Here is a 19550-nt window from a genome sequence, read left to right as displayed (position 1 = left end):
TGGAGGAGCGAGGAGTGAGCGAAAGCGGGGGAGAGCTTTCGCTCACTCCTCGCTCCTCCACGCTCACTCCTGCTTCGTCAGTTCCAGCTCAGCACGACCTTGCCGGCCTTGCCCGCTTCCATCAGGTCGAAGCCCTTCTGGAATTCGTCGACCGGCAGCTGGTGGGTCAGCACCTTGCCGAGCGGGAAGCCCGACAGCACCAGCTGGGTCATCTTGTACCAGGTCTCGTACATCTTGCGGCCGTAGATGCCGTGCAGGGTCAGGCCCTTGAAGATGATCTTGTCCCAGTCGGCGCCGGCGCCCTTGGGCATGATGCCGAGCATCGCGATCTTGCCGCCGTGGTACATGCAGTCGAGCATGTCGTTGAACGCGCGCGGGTTGCCGCTCATCTCCAGGCCGACGTCGAAGCCTTCCATGTGCAGGTCGGCCATGACGTCCTTGAGCGACTGGTTGGCGACGTTGACCACGCGGGTCGCGCCCATGTCGGCGGCGAGCTTGAGGCGGAAGTCGTTGACGTCGGTGACCACCACGTTGCGCGCGCCGATGTGCTTGCAGATGCCGGCGGCGATGATGCCGATCGGGCCTGCGCCGGTGATCAGCACGTCCTCGCCGACCACGTCGAACTCCAGCGCGCAGTGCGCGGCGTTGCCGTAGGGATCGAAGAACGCGGCCAGTTCGCTGGGAATCTGGTCCGGGATCGGCCACAGGTTGCTGGCCGGCATGACGATGTATTCGGCGAACGCGCCGTCGCGGTTGACGCCGATGCCGGTGGTGTTCGGGCACAGGTGCTGGCGGCCGGCGCGGCAATTGCGGCAATGGCCGCAGACGATGTGGCCTTCGGCCGAGACGCGCTGGCCGACGCGGTAGCCGGTGACGCCGGGGCCGAGCTCGGCGACGCGGCCGACGAACTCGTGGCCGATCACCAGGCCGGGCTTGATCGTGCGCTGGCTCCACTCGTCCCACAGGTAGATGTGCAGGTCGGTGCCGCAGATGGCGGTCTTCTCGAGCTTGACCAGGACCTCGTTCGGACCGGGCGTGGGCACCGGCACCTGTTCCATCCAGATGCCCTTGCCGGCTTCGCGCTTGACCAGGGCCTTCATCGTTTGCGTCATGGGATTTCGATACCTACAGGGCCGCGGCGGCGCCGGGCGGGACGGGCGGGAATGCAGGGCGGAATTATACGCCCCCGCCGCGGCCGGGCCGCCCGGGCGGGTTTGCCCGCGGCGGGCGGCTTGGCCTATCGTCGCGGCTTCCTTGCCGTACGGAATCACCATGCGCCCCCGTGTGTTAGCCCTGTCCCTGGCGCTGTGCGCCACCGCCGCCCAGGCCGACGAAGGCATGTGGATGCCCTCGCAGTTGCCCGACATCGCCCGCCAGCTGCGCGCGGCCGGATTCAAGGGCGACCCCGCCGACTTGGCCGACCTGACCCGCGCGCCGATGAACGCGGTGGTCAAGGTCGGCGGCGCGACCGGTTCGTTCGTGTCCGGCGACGGCCTGGTGCTGACCAACCACCATGTCGCGTTCGGGGTGATCCAGTACAACTCCAAGCCCGAGCGCGACCTCATCGGCAACGGCTTCGTCGCCGCCGACCGCGCCGCCGAACTGCCGGCCAATCCGGACTTCCGCGTGCTGGTGACCACCGGTTTCGACAAGGTCACCGAGCGCATCCTGCAAGACGCGCGCGGCAAGCGCGGCCGCGCCTACTACGACGCGGTCGACAGCGCGAGCAAGACCCTGGTGGCCGAGTGCGAACGCGAGCCGGGCTATCGCTGCAGCGTCGCCAACATGTACTACGGCAGCGATTTCTATTTGATCCGGCAGTTGGAGCTGCGCGACATCCGCCTGGTGTACGCGCCGCCGGACAGCATCGGCAACTATGGCGAGGAGATCGACAACTTCGTCTGGCCGCGCCACAGCGGCGATTTCACCTTGCTGCGCGCCTACGTCGGCAAGGACGGCAAGCCCGCCGACTACGCGCCCGACAACGTGCCTTACCAGCCGCCGAGCCATCTGCAGATCGCCACCGATCCGGTGCGCGAGGGCGACTACGCCATGCTCGCCGGTTATCCGGGCACGACCTTCCGTCACCGCATGGCGTCCGAATTCGTCCAGCAGGTGCAGTGGCAGCTGCCGTCGCGGGTGGCCTTGTACGGCCAGATGATCGAGACCATCGACGCCGCCGCGGCCGGTTCGGCCGACGCCAAGGTCAGCTACGCCGCGCAGGTGAAGGGGTTCAAGAACACGCTCAAGCGCGCCCAGGGCGAACTCGACGGCCTGCGCCGCAGCGACGCGGTGCGGGTGCGCGGCGAGGATGAGAAGGCGATGCTGGCGTGGCTGGACAAACAGCCCGACGCGCGCGCGATCCGCGCCGACATCGATGCGGCGCAGAAGGTCCTCGACGCCGGCGCGGCCACGCGCGAACGCGACCAGCTGCTGACCGCGATCCGCACCCAGGTACAACTGCTCAACGCCGCGCTGACCGTGCAGCGCCTGGCCCAAGAGCGCGCCAAGCCCGACGCGCAGCGCGAAACCGGCTACCAGCAGCGCGACGAGGCGTTGATCGCCGGGCGCCTCAAGCAGGTCCAGCGGCGCTACCGCGAGCCGGTGGAAAAGCAGCTGCTGGCCTATCTGCTGCTGCAGTACAAGCGCGCCGCGCAGGGCGCCCAGCGCGTGGCCGAGATCGAGCGGGTGTTCCCGGGCGAGGACGAGGCCGCGCTCAAGCGCAGCATCGACGCGGTCTACGCCGGCACCGGTTTCGGCGAGGAAGCCGCGCGCCTGCAGGCGATGCAGGCCGATGCCAAGACGCTGCAGTCTTCGACGGATCCGCTGCTCAAGGCGGCCGCGGCGCTGAGCCCGGCGTTCGCGCGGATCGAGGAGGAGGGCAAGGCGCGCGAAGGCGAATTGCTGCGCCTGCGCCCGGCCTACATGCGCGCGCTGATCGGCTATCGCCAGTCGCAGGGCCGCGCGGTGTATCCCGACGCCAACTCGACCCTGCGGGTCAGCTACGGCGCGGTCAGCTCGATGGATCCGCGCGACGGCGTGCGCTACCGCCCGCTGACCACGGTCCAGGGCATCGTCGAGAAGCACACCGGCGCCCGGCCCTTCGACGCGCCGCAGGCGCTGCGCACGGCCATCGCCAAGGGCGACTTCGGCAGCACCGCCGACCCCGAACTCAAGACCCAGACGGTCGACTTCCTGACCAACCTCGACACCACCGGCGGCAACTCCGGCTCGCCCGTGCTCGACGCCCACGGCCGCCTGATCGGCTTGAACTTCGACAGCAACTGGGAAGCGGTCAGCGCCAGCTGGATGTTCGATCCGCGCTACAAGCGCGCGATCCATGTCGACATGCGCTACATGCGCTGGCTGCTGGCGAAGGTGTATCCGGCGCCGCATTTGCTCAAGGAAATGCAGTTGCCGGCGGAATGAGGCAGTGCGTCCCCGCCCGGTTCACGGGCGGGGACGATGCGTTCCCCGAGGCGAGCGGGAACGGCCGTATCGGGGTATGGTGCGGGGTAAGGAGCAGGATGCAGCAGCGGCCCGGATGGGCCAGGACTAAGGATCAGTCATGACAGCGAGACTATGGATAGTCGTGGGCGACACCACCTCCAGCGGCGGCCAGGTGGTGTCGGGGTCGCCGTTCACCGATATCGACGGCAAGCCGGTGGCGCGTATCGGCGACAGCGTGGTGTGCGGCCTGCATGGCCCCACGGTCATCGCCAGCGGCGATGCGACCTTCATCGTCGACGGCCAGCCGCTGGCGCGCGAGCGCGACGGCTGCGCCTGTGGCTGCTTGTTGGTTTCGGTGCGGCAAATGTCCACGTCGGTCGCGGCAGGCGGCGCCGGAGGCGGCGGCATGGCCGGTGGCGGCGAGGTTTTCGCGGCCGCCGCGGCCGCCGCGGCCGATTCGCCCGCGTTCGCGACGGACACGCGCCTCGGCGACGATGCCGGCCGTTTCGACGAGCAATTGCGCTTCAGTTCGGCCGGCGGCCTGCCGCTGGCGCTGACCCGGTATGCGATCACCCTCGGCGACGGACAGGTGCTGCAAGGCACCACCGATGAGGATGGCAAGACGGCCCGCATCGTCACCGATCGGCCCCAGGCCGTGATCCAGGCGAAATTCTTTCCGCCCGACCGTACTCGGACCTGCTGCGCCCAGCACGTGGGCGCTTCGGCCCCCAGCGCCACGACGGTCGCGATCGCCGGCGTGCAGACCAATGCCGTTGCCTTGGGGTCGTCGCAGGCGCAGGTCACGTTAGAGGGCGAATCGCGCGGCCTGACCGAAGGCGAGAAGCGGTTGGCGCGCAGGATCTTCAAGGACGCCATCGATTACGACAAGGTCAAGATCCACAACGACGAGTACCTGTGGTTCGGCATGCAGGACGACAACACCGCGATGACGCCGAACGGCGAGATGTGGATGCCGAAGAATTTGTTCCGCGAGGACTATTCGGTCGAAGACGACAGCATGAAGCACCTGTTCGTGCACGAGATGGTGCATGTCTGGCAGTACCAGTTGGGTTACAACGTCAAGGCGAACGGCTTGAAAATCCATGGATTGTACGAATCCGACAAGCTCGATCACCGGACCGGATTGCTGAAGAAGCGGCCGGTGTCTCCTTACGAATACTCATTGGCGCCCAGGCGGGAACTTCCCTTGTTCCAGAAGCCGAAGTACGTGCTCAAGGACGCCGGCTACGTCGAGGTTTTCTCTTCGCTTTCGGATTTCAACATGGAGCAGCAAGGCGATATCATCGCCGACTACGCCAGTCACAAGCGTTATCTCGGACCGACGCAGCCCATGAGCGAAAGCGGATTGAAGATTCCGCAGGCCCAGCGCGGACGGTGGCTGGAAGCGGTACTGGCCGGATTTCTGGCCATGCCTTCCAGCCGTTCCTTGGTTCCCACCACTACCAAGCGGGCAGACGAACGATGATGGCTTTCGCGATGACTCGGATTTCTCTCGTACCGGCCTTCGTTTGTCGCGCCTGGGCGGCGTCGCTTCCTGTCCTGGCCGCATTGGCGCTTCCCGCCTGCGCCGCTTCGCGCGACAGCGACGGCAAGGTGTTCGCCGAACAACAAGGCGCCTCGATCTGTTTTCGCGTCGAGACGTTCAAGGATCCTTCTCTGTTCGCGCCGGGCGCGCAGGACGTCGATCGCGAGCGTGTGGTCGCACGCTCGCTCGAGGTGGGGCGCTACACCGAAGCCGGTTACGGCGTGGCATGGCGCGCGGCCCATCCCGTGGACGAGTACGGCCAGGGCATCCGGCTCGACCGCAAGACCCGCTGGTGTTACGGCAAGGCGCCTGACGGTTTCGTGGCGACGGTGCCGGCGCAGCCGCTTTCGGCGGGGCGCTTCCGCGTCAGGATCGATGCGTCCAATATTCTCGACCCCATCGAGAACAGCGAATCGGCCGATTTCGCCAGCGAGTTCTGCCTGGCAGGCCGCGCCGGCGAGTTGCGGTTGAGCCCGTGCGGCACGGCAGGGAAGCCGGCTTCGCCTTGATGCGTTTCGCCTGATTCGTCCGGCCCGGGCTAGTCCTCCTCCCGCGTCGCTTACGCTGGCGACCCGACATCCGGATCGCGCTCGACCCGGCGCGCTGGAGGCAGCGCTCCGCGGTGCCCGCCGGCAACGCCCCGAGGCAGGCGCACCGGCATGTCCCGGTGCCGCCGAACCTGGAGGCAAGCCGGGCCCACCAGCCCAGGCCCCCGGACTGCGACCGACGCCCCCGCCAGAGCCCGTCGACGGCCACCCCGCGTCATGGCGAGGCCGGCCGCGCCGGGCTAGACTCTGAGACCGTTTTTCCGTACAGATCAGGGGTATACGCATGCGCTACACGGTTTTGGCCGCCGCCGTCGCGGCAGGGACGTTGAGCTTGGGGCTGCCGGCCCCGGCCGGCGCGGTGGAGGGCATGTGGGTGCCGCAGCAGTTGCCGGAGATCTCCGGCCCGCTGAAGAAGGCCGGGCTCAAGCTCGATCCCAAGCAGTTGGCCGACCTCACCGGCGACCCGATGGGCGCGGTGGTCTCGCTCGGCGGCTGCACCGCCAGCTTCGTCTCGCCGCAGGGCCTGGTGGTGACCAACCACCACTGCGCCTACGGCGCGATCCAGCTCAACTCCACCGCGCAGAAGAACCTGATGCGCGACGGCTTCAACGCCGCCGCGCCGGGCGACGAAGTCTCCGCCGGCCCGGCCTCGCGCATCTATGCGCTGGATTCGATCCGCGACGTGACCGCCGAAGTCGATGCCGCCATCGCCGGCGCCGCGACCCCGATCGAACGCACCCTCGCCGCGCAGGCCGTGGAGAAGCGTCTGGTCGCGCAGTGCGAGGCCGAGCCGGGCTACAGCTGCGAGATCTACAGCTTCTTCGGCGGCGTCACCTACCGCCTGTTCCGCAACATCGAGATCAAGGACGTGCGCCTGGTCTATGCGCCGCCGGGCAGCATCGGCAACTACGGCGGCGAAGTCGACAACTGGATGTGGCCGCGCCACACCGGCGATTTCTCGTTCTACCGCGCCTACGTCGGCAAGGACGGCAAGCCGGCCGAGTATTCCAAGGACAACGTGCCTTACCAGCCCAAGCACTGGCTGAAGATGGCCGACAAGCCGCTGGGCGAGGGCGACTTCGTCATGGTCGCCGGCTACCCGGGCCGCACCAACCGCTACGCCCTGGCCAGCGAGTTCGAGGCGACCCAGAGCTGGACCTATCCGACCATCGCCCAGCACTACAAGAGCCTGGTCGCGCTGGTCGAGCGCACCGCCAAGCAGGACCCGGAGATCGGGGTGAAGTACGCCAGCACCGTGCGCGGCTGGCAGAACACGTTGAAGAACTACGACGGCCAGTTGGAAGGCTTCAAGCGCATCGACGCCGGCGCCAAGAAGCACGCCGACGAGGCCGCGGTGCTGGCCTGGCTGCGCAAGCGCGGCGACGCCGGCAAGCCGGCGCTGGACGCGCACGCCAAGCTGGAAGAATTGCAGGCGAAGAAGGCCGATCATCGCGCCCGCGACCTGATCTATTCGCAGCTGCGCCGCGGCGGCGCGATCGGCGCCGCCGGCACCGTGTACCGCGTGGCGGTCGAGCGCGCCAAGCCCGACGCCGAGCGCGAGCCGGGCTACCAGCAGCGCGACCTTCCGGAGATCAAGGCCGGGCTGGAGCAGATGGACCGCCGCTACGACGCGCGCATGGACCGCGAGCTGCAGGCGTACTGGCTGCGCGAGTACGTCAAGCTGCCGGCCGGCGAGCGCATCGCCGAGCTCGACCGCTGGCTCGGCGGCAACGACGAGAAGGCGATCAAGCGCGCGCTCGACAAGCTGGCCAAGACCAAGCTCGGCTCGCTCAAGGAGCGCGTGGCGCTGCTCGGCGCCGACCGCGCGGCGCTGGACAAGAGCCGCGACCCGGCGATCGAGCTGGCCAAGGCGCTGCTGCCGGCGAACCTGCGCATGGAGCAGGAAGACAAGACCGCGCTGGGCGAAACCCTGATCGCGCGTCCGGCCTACCTGCAGGGCGTGATCGACTATCGCAAGAGCCAGAAGCAGGCGGTGTATCCGGACGCCAACTCGACCCTGCGCATCACCTTCGGCAACGTCAAGGCCTACACCAAGCTCGACGGCAGCAAGCAGGCCGCGTTCACCAAGCTCGAGGAAGTGGCGGCCAAGGCCACCGGCGCCGATCCGTTCGACGCGCCCGATTCGCTGCTGGAGGCCATCGCCGACAAGCGTTACGGCGGCCTGGAGGACAAGCGCCTGAAGACGGTGGCGGTGAACTTCCTGTCCGACCTGGACATCACCGGCGGCAACTCGGGTTCGCCGGTGCTCGACGGGCAGGGCAAGCTGGTCGGCCTGGCCTTCGACGGCAACTGGGAGTCGGTGAGCTCGAACTGGGTGTTCGATCCGACCATGACCCGCATGATCGCGGTCGACCAGCGCTACATGCGCTGGATCATGCAGGAGGTCTATCCGGCGCCGCAGGTGTTGCGCGAGCTAGGCGTGGCGCCGAAGGCGGCGAAGAAGAAGTAAGCGCTGTGCAGATCGCGTAACCCGGAACGCCAGCCCTCGGGCTGGCGTTCTGCTTTTGTGGCAGTGGCGCGAGCCCCGATGCTTTGCGCTGTTGTGGGAGGGGCTTCAGCCTCGATGCTCTTGTCTCAGATCGCCGCGACCTGAGCGGAAGGCATCGGGGCTGAAGCCCCTCCCACAAGAGCGACAAGCATCGGGGCTCAAGCCCCTCCCACAAGAGCGACAGGCATTAGGCTGAAGCCGCTCCCGCAAGAGCCGGCATCGCCGGGCCGCCGCGCTAACGAAAATTTTAGTTTTCGCCACGGGAAAAATTAGTACAGCGTTAAACGACACAAGCCTCTTCGCGATATTGCCGCGACGACGCTTTTGCCAATGGCCTTCACAGTTTTCCTCAGGCTAGACTCGACCTCCCTCGAACCCCGGGACGTCTTGATGCAATACGCGGTGCTGGCCAGAGCGATGGCGATGACAGGGACGTTGCTCAGCGGCTTGGCCTGGCACGGCGCGGCGCGCGCGGTGGAAGGCCTGTGGACGCCGTCGCAACTGCCCGAGCTGGCCTCGGCGCTCAAGCAGTCCGGCGCGCGCGCGAACGCCAAGCAACTAACGCAGTGGGCCGATCCCAAGGGCGATCCGCTCGGCGCGGTGGTGCCGCTGGGCGGTTGCACCGCCAGCTTCGTCTCGTCCAAGGGACTGCTGCTGACCAACCACCATTGCGCGCTCGGCGCGATCGCGCTGAACTCCACCGGCCAGCGCAACCTGCTGCGCGACGGCTTCAAGACCGGCACCAACAACGAGGAAGTCTCGGCCGGGCCGAACGCGCGCATCTACGTGCTCGACTCGGTCCAGGACGTGACCGCGAAGGTGCAGTCCGCGCTGTCCGCCGCCGCCGATCCGGCCGCGCGCATGGCCGCGCTGGACGCGCTGGAAAAACAACTGGTGAGCGAGTGCGAGCGCACGCCGGGCTACGGCTGCCGGCTCTACAGCTACTTCGGCGGCAACCGCTTCGAGCTGCAGCGCAGCCTGGAAATCCGCGACCTGCGCCTGGTCTACGCGCCGCCGGAGGGCATCGGCAACTTCGGCGGCGAGAACGACAACTGGATGTGGCCGCGCCACGCCGGCGATTTCGCTTTCTACCGCGCCTACGTCGGCAAGGACGGGCGGCCGGCGCCGTATGCGATCGACAACATCCCCTACCAGCCCAAGCGCTGGCTCAAGATCGCCGACAAGCCGCTCGGCGCGGGCGATTTCGTCATGCTCGCCGGGTTTCCGTCGCTGACCAACCGCTACGCCATGGCCGACGATTTCCAGGCCAACGCCGAGTGGACCTATCCGACCGTGGCCGCGCACTACAAGCGCCTGGCCGCGCTGGTCGAGGCCGAAACCCGCAAGAACCCGCAGGCCCAGGCCAAGTACGCGCCGACCGTGCGCGGCTGGCTCGGCGCGGCCAAGAACTACGAGAGCCAGATCGAGAGCTTCCGCCGCGCCGGCACCGCCCAGCTCAAGCGCAACGAAGAGAACGAACTGCTGGAATGGCTGCGCGGCAAGGGCGCGGCCGGGCAGCCGGCGCTGGACGCGCATGCGCGCCTGGTCGAGCTGGGCAACCAGGCGCGCGCCGAACGCGACCGCGACCTGATCCTCGGCCAGCTCGCCGCCACCGGCGCGCTGTGGAACGCGACCCAGCTCTATCGCGGGGCGATCGAGCGGGCCAAGCCCGACGCGCAGCGCGAGAGCGGCTTCCACGACCGCGACCGCGGCGCCTACGAAAACGGGTTCAAGCAATTCGACCGCCGCAGCGACGTGCGCGTGGACCGGCAGGTGCTGGGTTACTGGCTGCACGAGTACGTCAAGCTCGGCAAGGAGCACCGCGTCGCCGCGATCGACCAATGGCTCGACGGCGACGACGAGAAGGCGATCAAGCGCGCGCTCGACCGCATCGGCAAGTCGCGCCTGCTCGGAGTGGAGCAGCGCGCCGGTTGGCTCAACGCCGAGCGCGCTTCGTTCGAGAGCAAGGACTCGCTCAAGGACGGCGCGGTCGGCTTCGCGGTCGCGGCGATGCCGATCCTGCTGCAGATGGAGCAGGAGATCCGCGCGCGCGCCGGCGAGACCGTGGCCGCGCGCCCGGTCTATCTCAAGGCGCTGGCGGATTTCCGCAAGAGCGTCGGCCGCATCGCCTATCCCGACGCCAACGGCTCGCTGCGGTTGAGCTACGGCACGGTCACCGCGTACACCAAGGACAACGGCGCCAAGCAGTTGCCGTTCACCCGGGTCGAGGAGATCGCCGCGCGCCACAGCGGCGCCGCGCCGTTCGCCGCGCCGCAACCGTTGCTCGGCGCGATCTCGGCCAAGCGCTACGGCGCGCTGGCGGACAAACGGCTGGAGTCGGTGCCGGTGAACTTCCTCGCCGACCTGGACATCAGCGGCGGTAATTCCGGCTCGCCGGTGCTCGACGGCCAGGGCAAGCTGGTCGGCATCGCCTTCGACAGCAACTGGGAATCGGTGAGTTCGAGCTGGCTGTTCGATCCGGCCGCGACCCGCACGATCTCGGTCGATCAGCGCTACATGCGCTGGGTCATGCAGGAGGCGTTCCCGGCGCCGCGCCTGCTGGCGGAGATGGGCGTGCCGGCGTCGGGCAAGTAAGGCGAGAAGTGAGCGCAGAGGAGTGAGGAGTGAGTAGCGCCTTGCTTTCGTTCGCTCCTCGCTCCTCTGCGCTCACTCCTGTTCTGCCTTCAGCCTTGCCGGATCAATCGCGCGGCGGCGGGCACACCATATGCCCGCTGCTGTACTTGGCGGTGCGCACGCCCGATTCGGTGTACACGCCGCTGCAGCTCAGCTCGGCCTGGCCGACCACGTTGCCGGCGGCGTCGAAGTAGAAGTAGAACTCGCCGATTTCGTCCGGGCCCGGCGGGCGGGCGAGGGCGGCGGTGGCGACCAGGGCGGCGCTGAGGCCGAGACCGAGGGCGAAAGACTTGCGCATGACGAACTCCTGTTGACTGTGCGGAAGATGGACGTCGGCGGCCTTGCGGCGCGGACGCTGGCGGGATCTTCGACGCGCGGTGCGCGCTCGCATCGTGACGTCGCTCGCGTCGGAGCGGGGCGTGCGCTGCGTGGGTCGGTTCGATCGTGTATTGCGGCAGTGCGATGGTGCGGTGCGCGCGATGGCGCCGGGCGCTCGCGGCGTCTGCGGATGGCGGACGCGGGTGCGCCGATTACGGCTCCGGATCGCAGAGGTAGTAACCGACGTCGTAGTTCTTGGTGAACTTGCCCCAGGCCTCGGGCGTGCCGTCGCAATGGATCGACGATCGGCCGACCACCGCGCCGTTGTCGTCGTAGTACGTGTAGATCTGGCCGGGACCGGTCGGACCGATCGCCGCGACCGCGGCGCCGACCGCGGCGAACGCCGCCAGGCCGAGCCCCAGAGCGAGTGTCTTGCGCATGGTGAGTTCTCTCGAAGTGCCGGCAGATCGCCGGCGCCACGAAGCTAGGCTTCGCGCTCGGTTTACTCACGTGACATCTAACACCTGATCGTCGCTTTGTGACGATGGTCGTACGGACAGGCGCGCTGCGCGTTCGGAATCGGGAATTGGTCGAACGCATCGAGGCGCGCGGGTGGGGCCAATGCGTTGCGCGCCTGCCGCGATCGCGCTACGACGCTCGCGGCGGCCGTATGCGAAACGGCGAAAACGAAAACGGCGGGGTCGCCCCCGCCGTCGCGTTCGCTGCCTGCGTTCGCAGCGGTCAGATCCCGCAGACCCAGTAGCCCATGTCGTAATCGTCGGTGACTTCGCCCCACTGGCTGAGGTTGTTGTCGCAGTCGCGCGACTCGCCGCCGACGAGTTCGCCGTTGCGGTAGTAAGCCGCGTACTCGCCGCGGCCGACGAACACCGCCGAGGCGGCGGTGGCGAACAGGGTCAGGCCGAGGCCGAGGGTCAGGACCAGTTTCTTTTTGCTCATGAGGCGCTCCTTGTCGTGATGAGATCGCCGGGCCAAGCCCCGGCGCGGTGCGCCTGCGCGGAAGGCGCGGGGCAGGCGGACGATGCGCGTTCGGCGCGATGCCGGGCGGGGCGGAGCGTGCGAACGGTTCGCGCGACGCCTCGTCCCGGCCGACTCCGTCCCTGGTCCCCGGCGGCCGCGCCGGCGGCGGCGGCCGCGTTTCGGCCGCTCGCAAGCCAGCTTAGGAACGCACCGCGCCGGCGCGCAAGGCGCTGCGCACCGGCAGTGCGACAGGCCGCGGCCGTATGTTCGTGCGTGCGCGGGCGCGATGCGGCCGCGGTCGCGGGCCGCGCACACGCCGCTTGCAATGCCCGCGCGGCCTGCCGTAGGCTGCGCGGGCAGTCGCGGATTCCCATGCCAGCCGGCCCCGTCTCCCGACCCGTGTCAGAAAGCCGCCCCCAGAGCGGCGCCGCCCCAGGCGGTCCCGGTTCCCGGCCCCCGATGGGCTCGCGGCGCCGGAGCACCCCAGGCGATCTTTCCCGCAGTGCCGGCTCGCAAGCGTGTCCTCGTCTGATCCCCTCACGACCTGGAGCTTGCGACGATGAAAGTACTGGCCTGCGATGGCATCCACGAAGACGGCTTGACCCTGTTCCGCGAAGCGGGCTGGGACGTCGTGGTGTCCGACCCGATCAAGGATCCCGCCGCGCTGACCGAAGCGCTCAAGGGCGTGGACGCGGTGCTGGTGCGTTCGGCGACCAAGGTCCCGGCCGAGGCGCTGGCGCAGGCCGCGAACCTGCGCGTGATCGGCCGCGCCGGCGCCGGCGTGGACACCATCGACGTCGACGCCGCCACCGCGCGCGGCATCGCGGTGATGAACGCGCCCGACGGCAACACCCTGGCCGCGGCCGAACACGCGATCTCGCTGCTGTTCGCGCTGGCCCGCCACATCCCGCGCGCCGACGCCGGCATGAAGGCCGGCGAGTGGCCGAAGAACGGCCTCACCGGCTTCGAACTGGAAGGCAAGAAGCTCGGCGTGATCGGCCTGGGCCGGATCGGCGGCACGGTCGCGCGCAAGGCCCAGGGCATCGGCATGGAAGTGGCCGCGCACGATCCGTTCCTGCCCGCGTCCGCCGCCGGCAAGGGCAGCGTGCCGCTGAAGACGCTGGAGGAGCTGCTGGCGTGGGCCGACGTGGTGACCCTGCACATCCCGCGGACCAAGGAAACCACCAACCTGCTGTCGGAAGCGAGCATGCGCTCGATGAAGAAGGGCGCCTACCTGATCAACGCCGCGCGCGGCGGACTGGTCGACGAGGCCGCGCTGCTGACGCTGATCGAGGAAGGCCACATCGCCGGCGCCGCGCTCGACACCTTCGTCACCGAACCGCTGCCGGCCGACTCGCCGCTGCGCGCGAATCCCAAGCTGATCCTGACCCCGCACCTGGGCGCGTCCACCAGCGAAGCGCAGCAGGCGGTGAGCACGATCCTGGCGCGGCAGATCATCGATTTCGTCGCCACCGGCGCGGTCGCCGGCTGCGTCAACCTGCCGCCGCTGACCGCCGAGGCCGCGCGCGAAGTCGGCCCGTGGATGCCGCTGATGTCGGCGCTGGGCCGTCTCGCCGCGCGTCTGGTGCCGGCGCCGACGCGCTTGGAAATCACCTACGCCGGACGCACCGAGGCGCTGGATACGCGGCCGCTGTCGCGTCTGTTGGTGGCGGCGCTGCTGGGCACCGCGTCGGGCCGCGTCACCCCGGTCAACGCGCTGCAGGAAGCCGCCGCGCGCGGGCTCACCGTGTCGGAAACGCTCGGCGGCAACGGCGACGGTTTCGACCGCCTGCTCAAGCTGCGGGTGATCGGCGAGAAGCGCACGCGCGAGATCGAGGCGACCTTGCACCGCGGTCCGCGCGTGGTCCGCCTGGACGGCGTGGAGATCGAATTCGACCCGCAGGCGCACGTGCTGCTGCTGCGCAACGAAGACCGTCCCGGCATGATCGGCGCGGTCGGTTCCACCCTCGGCGCGGCCGGCGTCAACATCGTCAACTTCGCCCTCGGCGCGGCCGGCGACGGCCAGGCGCGCGCGGCGATCACGGTCGACCGTCCGGTCGACGACGCGCAACTGGCGGCGCTGCGCGCGACCCCGGGCATCCTCTCGCTGGCGCAGGTGTAAGCGCATGCGCATCCTGCTCGCCCGCCACGGAGAGACCCCCTGGAACGCGGAAGGCCGCTACCAGGGGCAGGAAGACATCGCGCTGTCGCCGGTCGGCGAAACCCAGGCGCGCGCGCTCGGCGCGCGCCTGCGCGAGGTGCCGATCACCCGCGCCGTCGCCTCGCCGCTGTCGCGCGCGCGCCGCACCGCCGAACTCGCGCTGGGCGACGAGCGCGCGCCGATGCTCAAGCTCGACCCGGGCCTGATGGAGATCGCCCACGGCACCTGGGAAGGCCTGCTCGCCAGCGAAATCCGCGAGCGCGACGGCGACCGCCTGCGCGCCTGGCGCGAGACCCCGCACGAGGTGCTGATGCCCGGCGGCGAATCGATCGTGCACGTGCTCGACCGCGCCTGGCCGGCGTTCGCGAAGGCCTGCGAAGGCTTGAAGGACGACGACACCTTGCTGGTGGTCGCCCACGACGCGGTCAACCGGGTGCTGCTGTGCCGGATCCTCGGCATACCGCTGGCCAAGCTGTGGACGTTCCGGCAGGCGCCGACGACGTTGAACCTGCTCGAAGGCGATCATGTGGACCGGTTGGACGTGGTGCGCTTGAACGATTGCAGCCACCACACGGCGTTGTTCGGGGAGGCGGTGCATCGGGCGTTGTGAGCGCGGGCGCACGACGATTGGGCGCGGCCTCGGAGGAGGCCGCGGTTGCGGATTTCGCCGGCGTTGGAGTTTGTCGCGGTCGCGGCTCGCGCCGTTCCTAAAGGACCCTGGCTGGTTTCGTCTGCGGTTGCAGGAGCGGGCAACGCAACCACATCGTCCCTTGCCCACCGTCATTCCGGCGAAAGCCGGAATCCATTTTGATCTTGCCGGTGCTGGTGCCGGTGCCGTTGCCGTTGCCGTTGCCGTTGCTTGTGCTCGCCCTTAAGCCCGATGAAGTCGTCCAGTAGCCCCGGAGGGCGTGCGCATGGATGCGCACGCGCGCTATGGGGCAGGATGCCCCTTATGGCGCGGCCCCGCGTCCCTTTCGAGCCCTAGTGGCTCTTGACTCGAAAAAACAAGGCCTTTTCTTTGGTTACTTTCTTTGTGGCTTAAGACAAAGAAAGTGACCCGGCCGCTTGCGGACGGAAGCCCTTGATGTTCGCTTGTCGTCACCCGTAGCTACACGAAAAAAAGCAGCGCCCACCACGGAACGCCCCCTGTAGCAGCGGCGCAAGCCGCGACCGCGCCATCGCGCCTGCAGCGAAAGTTACGGCGTAGTTGCGTTGCCGCGGGCGCGGCTCGCACCGCTCCTACAGTCGGATACGTAACTCCACAATCGTCATTCCGGCGAAAGCCGGAATCCATGTTGACGTTGCTGCTGCTTTCGCCGTTATCGATGTATCGCGCGACGACAAGCCACCATCAAAAGCTTTCGTCCGCAAGCGGCCGAGCTACTTTCTTTTGTCAGCGCGACAAAAGAAAGTAGCCAAAGAAAAACGCTTGTTTAAGGTCAAAAGCCACTAAGTCCAGCACCCGGCGCGGGGATGCGCCGTAAGGGGCATCCATGCCCCTACGGCGCACGCGCGCATCCATGCGCGCGCCCTCCGGGTCTGCGAAACAGTGGTCTTCGGTGAGGTGACGTCCAAGCCAAGAGCAACAGTAAGAGCAACAGCAACAGCAACAGCAACAGCCGATTCTCCAGGCGCCGACTGGGCCCAGGAGGATTCTGCCGTCCCGCAGCGATGGCCTCGACACCGCCATGCCACCCAGAGATACCGACGCCCCGTCCCCGTGGATCCGCAACGCCCCAGCCTGGGCGGCGGACCATCCAGCCGGCGCCAGGATCGGCGACAATAGCCGCATGCAAACCCGCCCCCTCGCCGACTGGCTCTCCCGCATCGAACGCATCCACCCCAAGTCCATCGACATGGGGCTCGAACGCATCCGCGAAGTCCATCGGCGCCTCGGCCTGACCCGCCCCGGTCGCGAGGTGATCACCGTCGGCGGCACCAACGGCAAGGGCTCCACGGTCGCCTTCATCGAGGCCATCGCCCGCGCCGACGGGCGCCGGGTCGGGGCCTACACGTCGCCGCACCTGCTGGCCTACAACGAGCGCATCCGCATCGACGGCGCCGATGCGGCCGATGCCGACATCGTCGCCGCGTTCGAGGCCATCGAGGCCGCGCGCGGCGAGGTCGCGCTGACCTATTTCGAATACGGCACCCTGGCCGCGCTGTGGCTGTTCGAGCGTGCCGGGCTCGACCTGGCGATCCTCGAGGTCGGCCTCGGCGGGCGCCTGGACGCGACCAACATCGTCGACGCCGACGTGGCGGTGATCACCACCGTCGATCTCGATCACCAGGACTACCTCGGCGACGACCGCGAAAGCATCGGTTTCGAGAAGGCCGGCATCGCCCGCGGCTTCAAGCCGTTGGTGCTCGGCGACGACGATCCGCCGTCGAGCGTGCTGCGCCACGCCTACCTGATCGGCGCCTCGGCGGTGCGCGCGGGCTGCGACTTCTTCTTCGCACCGGCGCCGGACGACGAGGCGAGCTGGAACTGGCGCGAGGTCGGTTTTGAGGTCGAACTGCCGCGCCCGGCGTTGAGCGCGCCGGTGCAGATGCGAAACGCCGCGGTCGCCATCGCCGCGCTGCGCGCGCTGGATACCGCGCCGAGCGATGAAGCGTTGGCGCGAGGCGTGGCGCAGGCGCGCGTGGCCGGCCGCCTGCAGCGGTTCGAACGCGGCGGCGCCGAGATATTGGTCGATGTCGGCCACAACCCGCAGGCCGCGCGCGAACTGGCCGCGTGGCTCGACGCGCAGCCGCTGCGGCCGACCCGGGCCGTGTTCGCCGCGCTCGGCGACAAGGACGCCGGCGGCGTGGTCGCGGCTCTGGGCGAGCGCATCGCGGCCTGGCACCTGGCCGGGTTGAGCGGCCCGCGCGGGGTGTCGGTGGAGGCGTTCGCCGAACGCCTGCGCGGCGGCGCGGCCGAAGCCGGGCAGCGCCATGCCAGCGTCGCCGAGGCCCTGGCCGCGGCGCGCGCGGCGGCGGGCGAGGGCGAACGCATTCTCGTGTTCGGCTCGTTCCACACCGCGGCCGAGGCCTTGCAGGCGCTCGCCGACGGGTAAGCCGTTTGCGGCGGAAGGGTCTTCAGGCCCGATGCTTTGCTGCCTGATCGCAGCGACCGGACAGGAAAGCGTCGGGCCTGAAGGCCCTCCCACAAGAAAACCTGCTCTAAAGGCTTCTTTCTGTTCCCTGCGCACAAACCCTGTGCGCCGCGTGTTTTTCTGAATGCCCGGCCGAGCCACACCGCCCGTGCCCGGTCCTTTCGCCGCCCGGGGGTATAATTCGCGCGGCACCCCGGCCAGCGAGCGACTGAGTAGCGATGGAACCTGCCCTGAAACAGCGATTGATCGGTGCGTTGGTGTTGGTCGCACTGGCGGTGATCTTCCTGCCCATGCTGATCAAGGGCCCGGCGCCCGAAAGCGGCGCCTCCGATGTTCCGCTGACCCTGCCCGACCAGCCGCAGGGCGGCCAGGGCGAAACCCGCGAGCTGCCCCTGGTGACCCCGGGCGACGCGCCGCAGGACGGCATGGTCGGGATGGAGCGTCCGCAGCCGGAGCCGGGCGCCGCCGCGCCGGCCGGCAACGGCCAGACCCTGCCGACGGTGGACACCGCCGCCGGCCGCCAGGGCATGCAGCCGGCCGCCGCCGCCGGCGGCGACTACGCCGTCAGCTTCGGCAGCTACGCCAGCGCCGGCGACGCCGACCGGGTCATCGCCGCGCTGCAGGCCGCGCGCCTGCCGGGTTACCAGGAAACCGCGGCCGGCGCCAACGGCCGTACCGTCTACCGCGTGCGGATCGGGCCGTTCGCGACCCAGGCCGACGCCGAGGCCGCGCGCCTGAACTCGACCAAGGTGCGCAACGACATCAACGCCAAGGTCGTCGTGCTCAACGCCGACGCCGCCGACCTGGCGTCCGGTCCGGCGCCGGCGCCGGCGCCGGCCAAGCCGGCCAGCACACCCGCGCCGCTCAACGACACCAAGCCGGTCAAGCCCGCGGCATTGCCGCCGGAGCCGGCCAAGCCGGTCGCGGCCAAGCCCGCCGAAGCCAAGCCCGCCAAGCCGGAACCGGCCAAGCCGGCCGACACCAAGCCGGTCGCCGCCGCCAAGCCGGTGGAGACCAAGCCGCTGGAGCCGGCCAAGCCGGTCGAGAAGCCGGCCGCCAAGCCCGAGCCGGCCAAGCCCGCCGCCGCCGGCACCGGTTTCGCCGTCCAGCTCGGCGCCTTCGGCAACGCCGAGGAAGCCAACAAGCTGCGCGACCGCGCCCGCGCGGCCGGTTTCAGCGCCTTCGTCGAACAGGTCCGCACCGACAAGGGCACGCTCAACCGCGTGCGCATCGGTCCGGTGGTCAATCGCGCCGACGCCGACAAGCTCAAGGGCCAGGTCGGGTCCAAGCTCGGCATCGGCGATGCGCTGGTCAAGCCGCATCCGTAAGGACGCGGCCGGCGCGACCGCAACCGGCTGCCAGTGAGCGGCGGCCGCAACACGCTAGGGAGTAAGGCGCAATGACGGCTCTGGACTGGGGCTTGCTGCTGATCGTGGCCTTGTCGGCGCTGCTGGGCATGGCGCGCGGGCTGATCGGCGTGGCCATGTCGCTGGCGGCCTGGCTGCTGGCCGGGCTCGGCGCGTTCCTGTTCGGCGGCGACGTCGCCCACGCGCTCGGCGACAGCGGCCTGAGCTGGGGCTCCTATGCCGCCGGCTACACGCTGTGCTTCGCCGCGATCTGGATCGGCGTGGGCATCCTCGGCTACGTGATCCGCACCGTCGCCCATTCCTACGGCCTGTCGGAGATGGACCGGTTGATGGGCCTGGGCCTGGGGACGCTGCGCGGGCTGATCTTCGCCTGCGCGCTGCTGGTGGTGCTGGGCATGACCACGCTGCCGCGCGAGCGCAGCTGGCGCGATTCGAGCCTGGCCAAGGTGCTGATGCCGGGCGCGCAGCTGATGCGCAGCGCGCTGCCGGACCCGATGGCGGCCAAGGTCGACCTGGAAGGCCGCGGCGGTTCGCTGCAGGAAACCGTGCAGACCGAGGCCGGCCAGCTGGAAAAGAACATCAAGGGCAAGATGCAGCTGCCGACCGGCGGGCTCGACAGCCTCGGCGGCGCGCTGCCGGGCGCGTTCGGCGGCCAGGGTCCCGCGCGCGGCGACCCGGCCCAGGCGCTGCCGCAGCCGCTGCCTGAACCGCAGGCCCAGCGCCGCGGCGGCGGCAGCGGCAATCCGCTGACCGACATGCTGCCCGGCGCCTTGCGCGATCTGATGCCGAAGGTGCCGTCCGGACAAGGCGCGGGCACCCGCCCGCGCGCGGGCGAAGACGGCCGGATCCAGGACGATGGCCGCCCGATCGACTCGCGCAACGACGACAAGCACGTGCAATAAGGCCCGGCGCGCAACGCTGCATCGCGCGCCGCGCCGCTGATC

At 69.2% G+C, this 19550-nt stretch carries 15 protein-coding genes; 10 read left to right on the top strand and 5 right to left on the bottom strand.

The window, feature by feature from the left end:
• Positions 1-77: 77 nt before the first annotated feature.
• The gene (gene tdh, locus JHW41_RS18335) at positions 78-1112 is read right to left on the bottom strand and encodes an L-threonine 3-dehydrogenase (protein ID WP_205757570.1); all 1035 of its coding nucleotides are present in this window, start codon (positions 1110-1112) and stop codon (positions 78-80) included.
• 160 nt (positions 1113-1272) lie between these two features.
• Here tdh and JHW41_RS18330 point away from each other — a divergent pair, with 160 nt between their 5' ends.
• From JHW41_RS18330 to JHW41_RS18315, 4 genes are all read left to right on the top strand, one after another.
• Complete coding sequence (locus tag JHW41_RS18330; protein WP_250444265.1) at positions 1273-3429, top strand: S46 family peptidase; 2157 nt, start codon at positions 1273-1275, stop codon at positions 3427-3429.
• Positions 3430-3592: 163 nt separating this feature from the next.
• Positions 3593-4936, top strand: coding sequence for a PAAR domain-containing protein (locus tag JHW41_RS18325; protein ID WP_250444263.1), 1344 nt, complete (start codon positions 3593-3595; stop codon positions 4934-4936).
• The gene (locus JHW41_RS18320; protein ID WP_250444261.1) at positions 4933-5505 is read left to right on the top strand and encodes a hypothetical protein; all 573 of its coding nucleotides are present in this window, start codon (positions 4933-4935) and stop codon (positions 5503-5505) included. The genes JHW41_RS18325 and JHW41_RS18320 overlap by 4 nt, the downstream gene beginning before the upstream one ends.
• A 406-nt stretch (positions 5506-5911) precedes the next feature.
• Positions 5912-8014, top strand: a complete 2103-nt coding sequence (locus JHW41_RS18315) for a S46 family peptidase (protein WP_250451098.1) — start codon at positions 5912-5914, stop codon at positions 8012-8014.
• Positions 8015-8139: 125 nt separating this feature from the next.
• Here JHW41_RS18315 and JHW41_RS27360 read toward each other — a convergent pair whose 3' ends face one another.
• On the bottom strand, positions 8140-8205 hold the full coding sequence (locus tag JHW41_RS27360) for a DUF6053 domain-containing protein (protein WP_428995567.1): 66 nt from the start codon (positions 8203-8205) through the stop codon (positions 8140-8142).
• A gap of 331 nt (positions 8206-8536) precedes the next feature.
• Between JHW41_RS27360 and JHW41_RS18310 the strand changes: the two genes are divergently transcribed.
• Positions 8537-10648 (top strand): S46 family peptidase, encoded by a 2112-nt coding sequence (locus JHW41_RS18310; protein WP_250451096.1) that lies wholly within the window; start codon positions 8537-8539, stop codon positions 10646-10648.
• Between the two features lie 103 nt (positions 10649-10751).
• Here JHW41_RS18310 and JHW41_RS18305 read toward each other — a convergent pair whose 3' ends face one another.
• The 3 genes from JHW41_RS18305 to JHW41_RS18295 form a co-directional block, all read right to left on the bottom strand.
• A complete protein-coding gene (locus JHW41_RS18305) occupies positions 10752-10985 on the bottom strand; it encodes a DUF6289 family protein (protein ID WP_057946691.1) in 234 nt (77 codons plus the stop codon).
• 232 nt (positions 10986-11217) lie between these two features.
• Positions 11218-11445: a DUF6289 family protein gene (locus tag JHW41_RS18300; protein WP_057946692.1), complete on the bottom strand. Its 228-nt coding sequence runs from the start codon at positions 11443-11445 to the stop codon at positions 11218-11220.
• Positions 11446-11746: 301 nt separating this feature from the next.
• Positions 11747-11962, bottom strand: a complete 216-nt coding sequence (locus JHW41_RS18295; RefSeq protein ID WP_250444259.1) for a DUF6289 family protein — start codon at positions 11960-11962, stop codon at positions 11747-11749.
• 580 nt (positions 11963-12542) lie between these two features.
• Here JHW41_RS18295 and serA point away from each other — a divergent pair.
• From serA to JHW41_RS18270, 5 genes are all read left to right on the top strand, one after another.
• Positions 12543-14105 carry a phosphoglycerate dehydrogenase gene (gene serA / locus JHW41_RS18290; protein WP_250444257.1) on the top strand — a complete coding sequence of 521 codons (1563 nt, stop codon included), beginning with the start codon at positions 12543-12545 and terminating at the stop codon, positions 14103-14105.
• Between the two features lie 4 nt (positions 14106-14109).
• Entirely contained in the window at positions 14110-14754 is a 645-nt protein-coding gene (locus tag JHW41_RS18285) for a histidine phosphatase family protein (protein WP_250444255.1), read from the top strand.
• 1180 nt (positions 14755-15934) lie between these two features.
• Entirely contained in the window at positions 15935-17200 is a 1266-nt protein-coding gene (folC, locus tag JHW41_RS18280; protein ID WP_250444253.1) for a bifunctional tetrahydrofolate synthase/dihydrofolate synthase, read from the top strand.
• Positions 17201-17457: 257 nt separating this feature from the next.
• On the top strand, positions 17458-18567 hold the full coding sequence (locus JHW41_RS18275) for an SPOR domain-containing protein (protein ID WP_250444251.1): 1110 nt from the start codon (positions 17458-17460) through the stop codon (positions 18565-18567).
• A gap of 71 nt (positions 18568-18638) precedes the next feature.
• Positions 18639-19508 (top strand): CvpA family protein, encoded by an 870-nt coding sequence (locus tag JHW41_RS18270; protein ID WP_250444249.1) that lies wholly within the window; start codon positions 18639-18641, stop codon positions 19506-19508.
• Positions 19509-19550: the final 42 nt, after the last annotated feature.

This window comes from Lysobacter enzymogenes (assembly GCF_023617245.1).
Taxonomy (GTDB): Bacteria; Pseudomonadota; Gammaproteobacteria; order Xanthomonadales; family Xanthomonadaceae; genus Lysobacter; species Lysobacter yananisis.
The sequence above is the reverse complement of the archived record's forward strand: the minus strand, read 5'-3'. Positions and strand labels throughout refer to the sequence as shown.

What these genes read in the sequence shown, in the direction of transcription:
- tdh (WP_205757570.1), bottom strand. Translation starts at nt 1,112, where the DNA reads ATGACGCAAACGATGAAGGCCCTGGTCAAGCGCGAAGCCGGCAAGGGC.
- JHW41_RS18330 (WP_250444265.1), top strand. Translation starts at nt 1,273, where the DNA reads ATGCGCCCCCGTGTGTTAGCCCTGTCCCTGGCGCTGTGCGCCACCGCC.
- JHW41_RS18320 (WP_250444261.1), top strand. Translation starts at nt 4,933, where the DNA reads ATGATGGCTTTCGCGATGACTCGGATTTCTCTCGTACCGGCCTTCGTT.
- JHW41_RS18315 (WP_250451098.1), top strand. Translation starts at nt 5,912, where the DNA reads ATGTGGGTGCCGCAGCAGTTGCCGGAGATCTCCGGCCCGCTGAAGAAG.
- JHW41_RS18305 (WP_057946691.1), bottom strand. Translation starts at nt 10,985, where the DNA reads ATGCGCAAGTCTTTCGCCCTCGGTCTCGGCCTCAGCGCCGCCCTGGTC.
- JHW41_RS18300 (WP_057946692.1), bottom strand. Translation starts at nt 11,445, where the DNA reads ATGCGCAAGACACTCGCTCTGGGGCTCGGCCTGGCGGCGTTCGCCGCG.
- JHW41_RS18295 (WP_250444259.1), bottom strand. Translation starts at nt 11,962, where the DNA reads ATGAGCAAAAAGAAACTGGTCCTGACCCTCGGCCTCGGCCTGACCCTG.
- serA (WP_250444257.1), top strand. Translation starts at nt 12,543, where the DNA reads ATGAAAGTACTGGCCTGCGATGGCATCCACGAAGACGGCTTGACCCTG.
- JHW41_RS18285 (WP_250444255.1), top strand. Translation starts at nt 14,110, where the DNA reads ATGCGCATCCTGCTCGCCCGCCACGGAGAGACCCCCTGGAACGCGGAA.
- folC (WP_250444253.1), top strand. Translation starts at nt 15,935, where the DNA reads ATGCAAACCCGCCCCCTCGCCGACTGGCTCTCCCGCATCGAACGCATC.
- JHW41_RS18275 (WP_250444251.1), top strand. Translation starts at nt 17,458, where the DNA reads ATGGAACCTGCCCTGAAACAGCGATTGATCGGTGCGTTGGTGTTGGTC.
- JHW41_RS18270 (WP_250444249.1), top strand. Translation starts at nt 18,639, where the DNA reads ATGACGGCTCTGGACTGGGGCTTGCTGCTGATCGTGGCCTTGTCGGCG.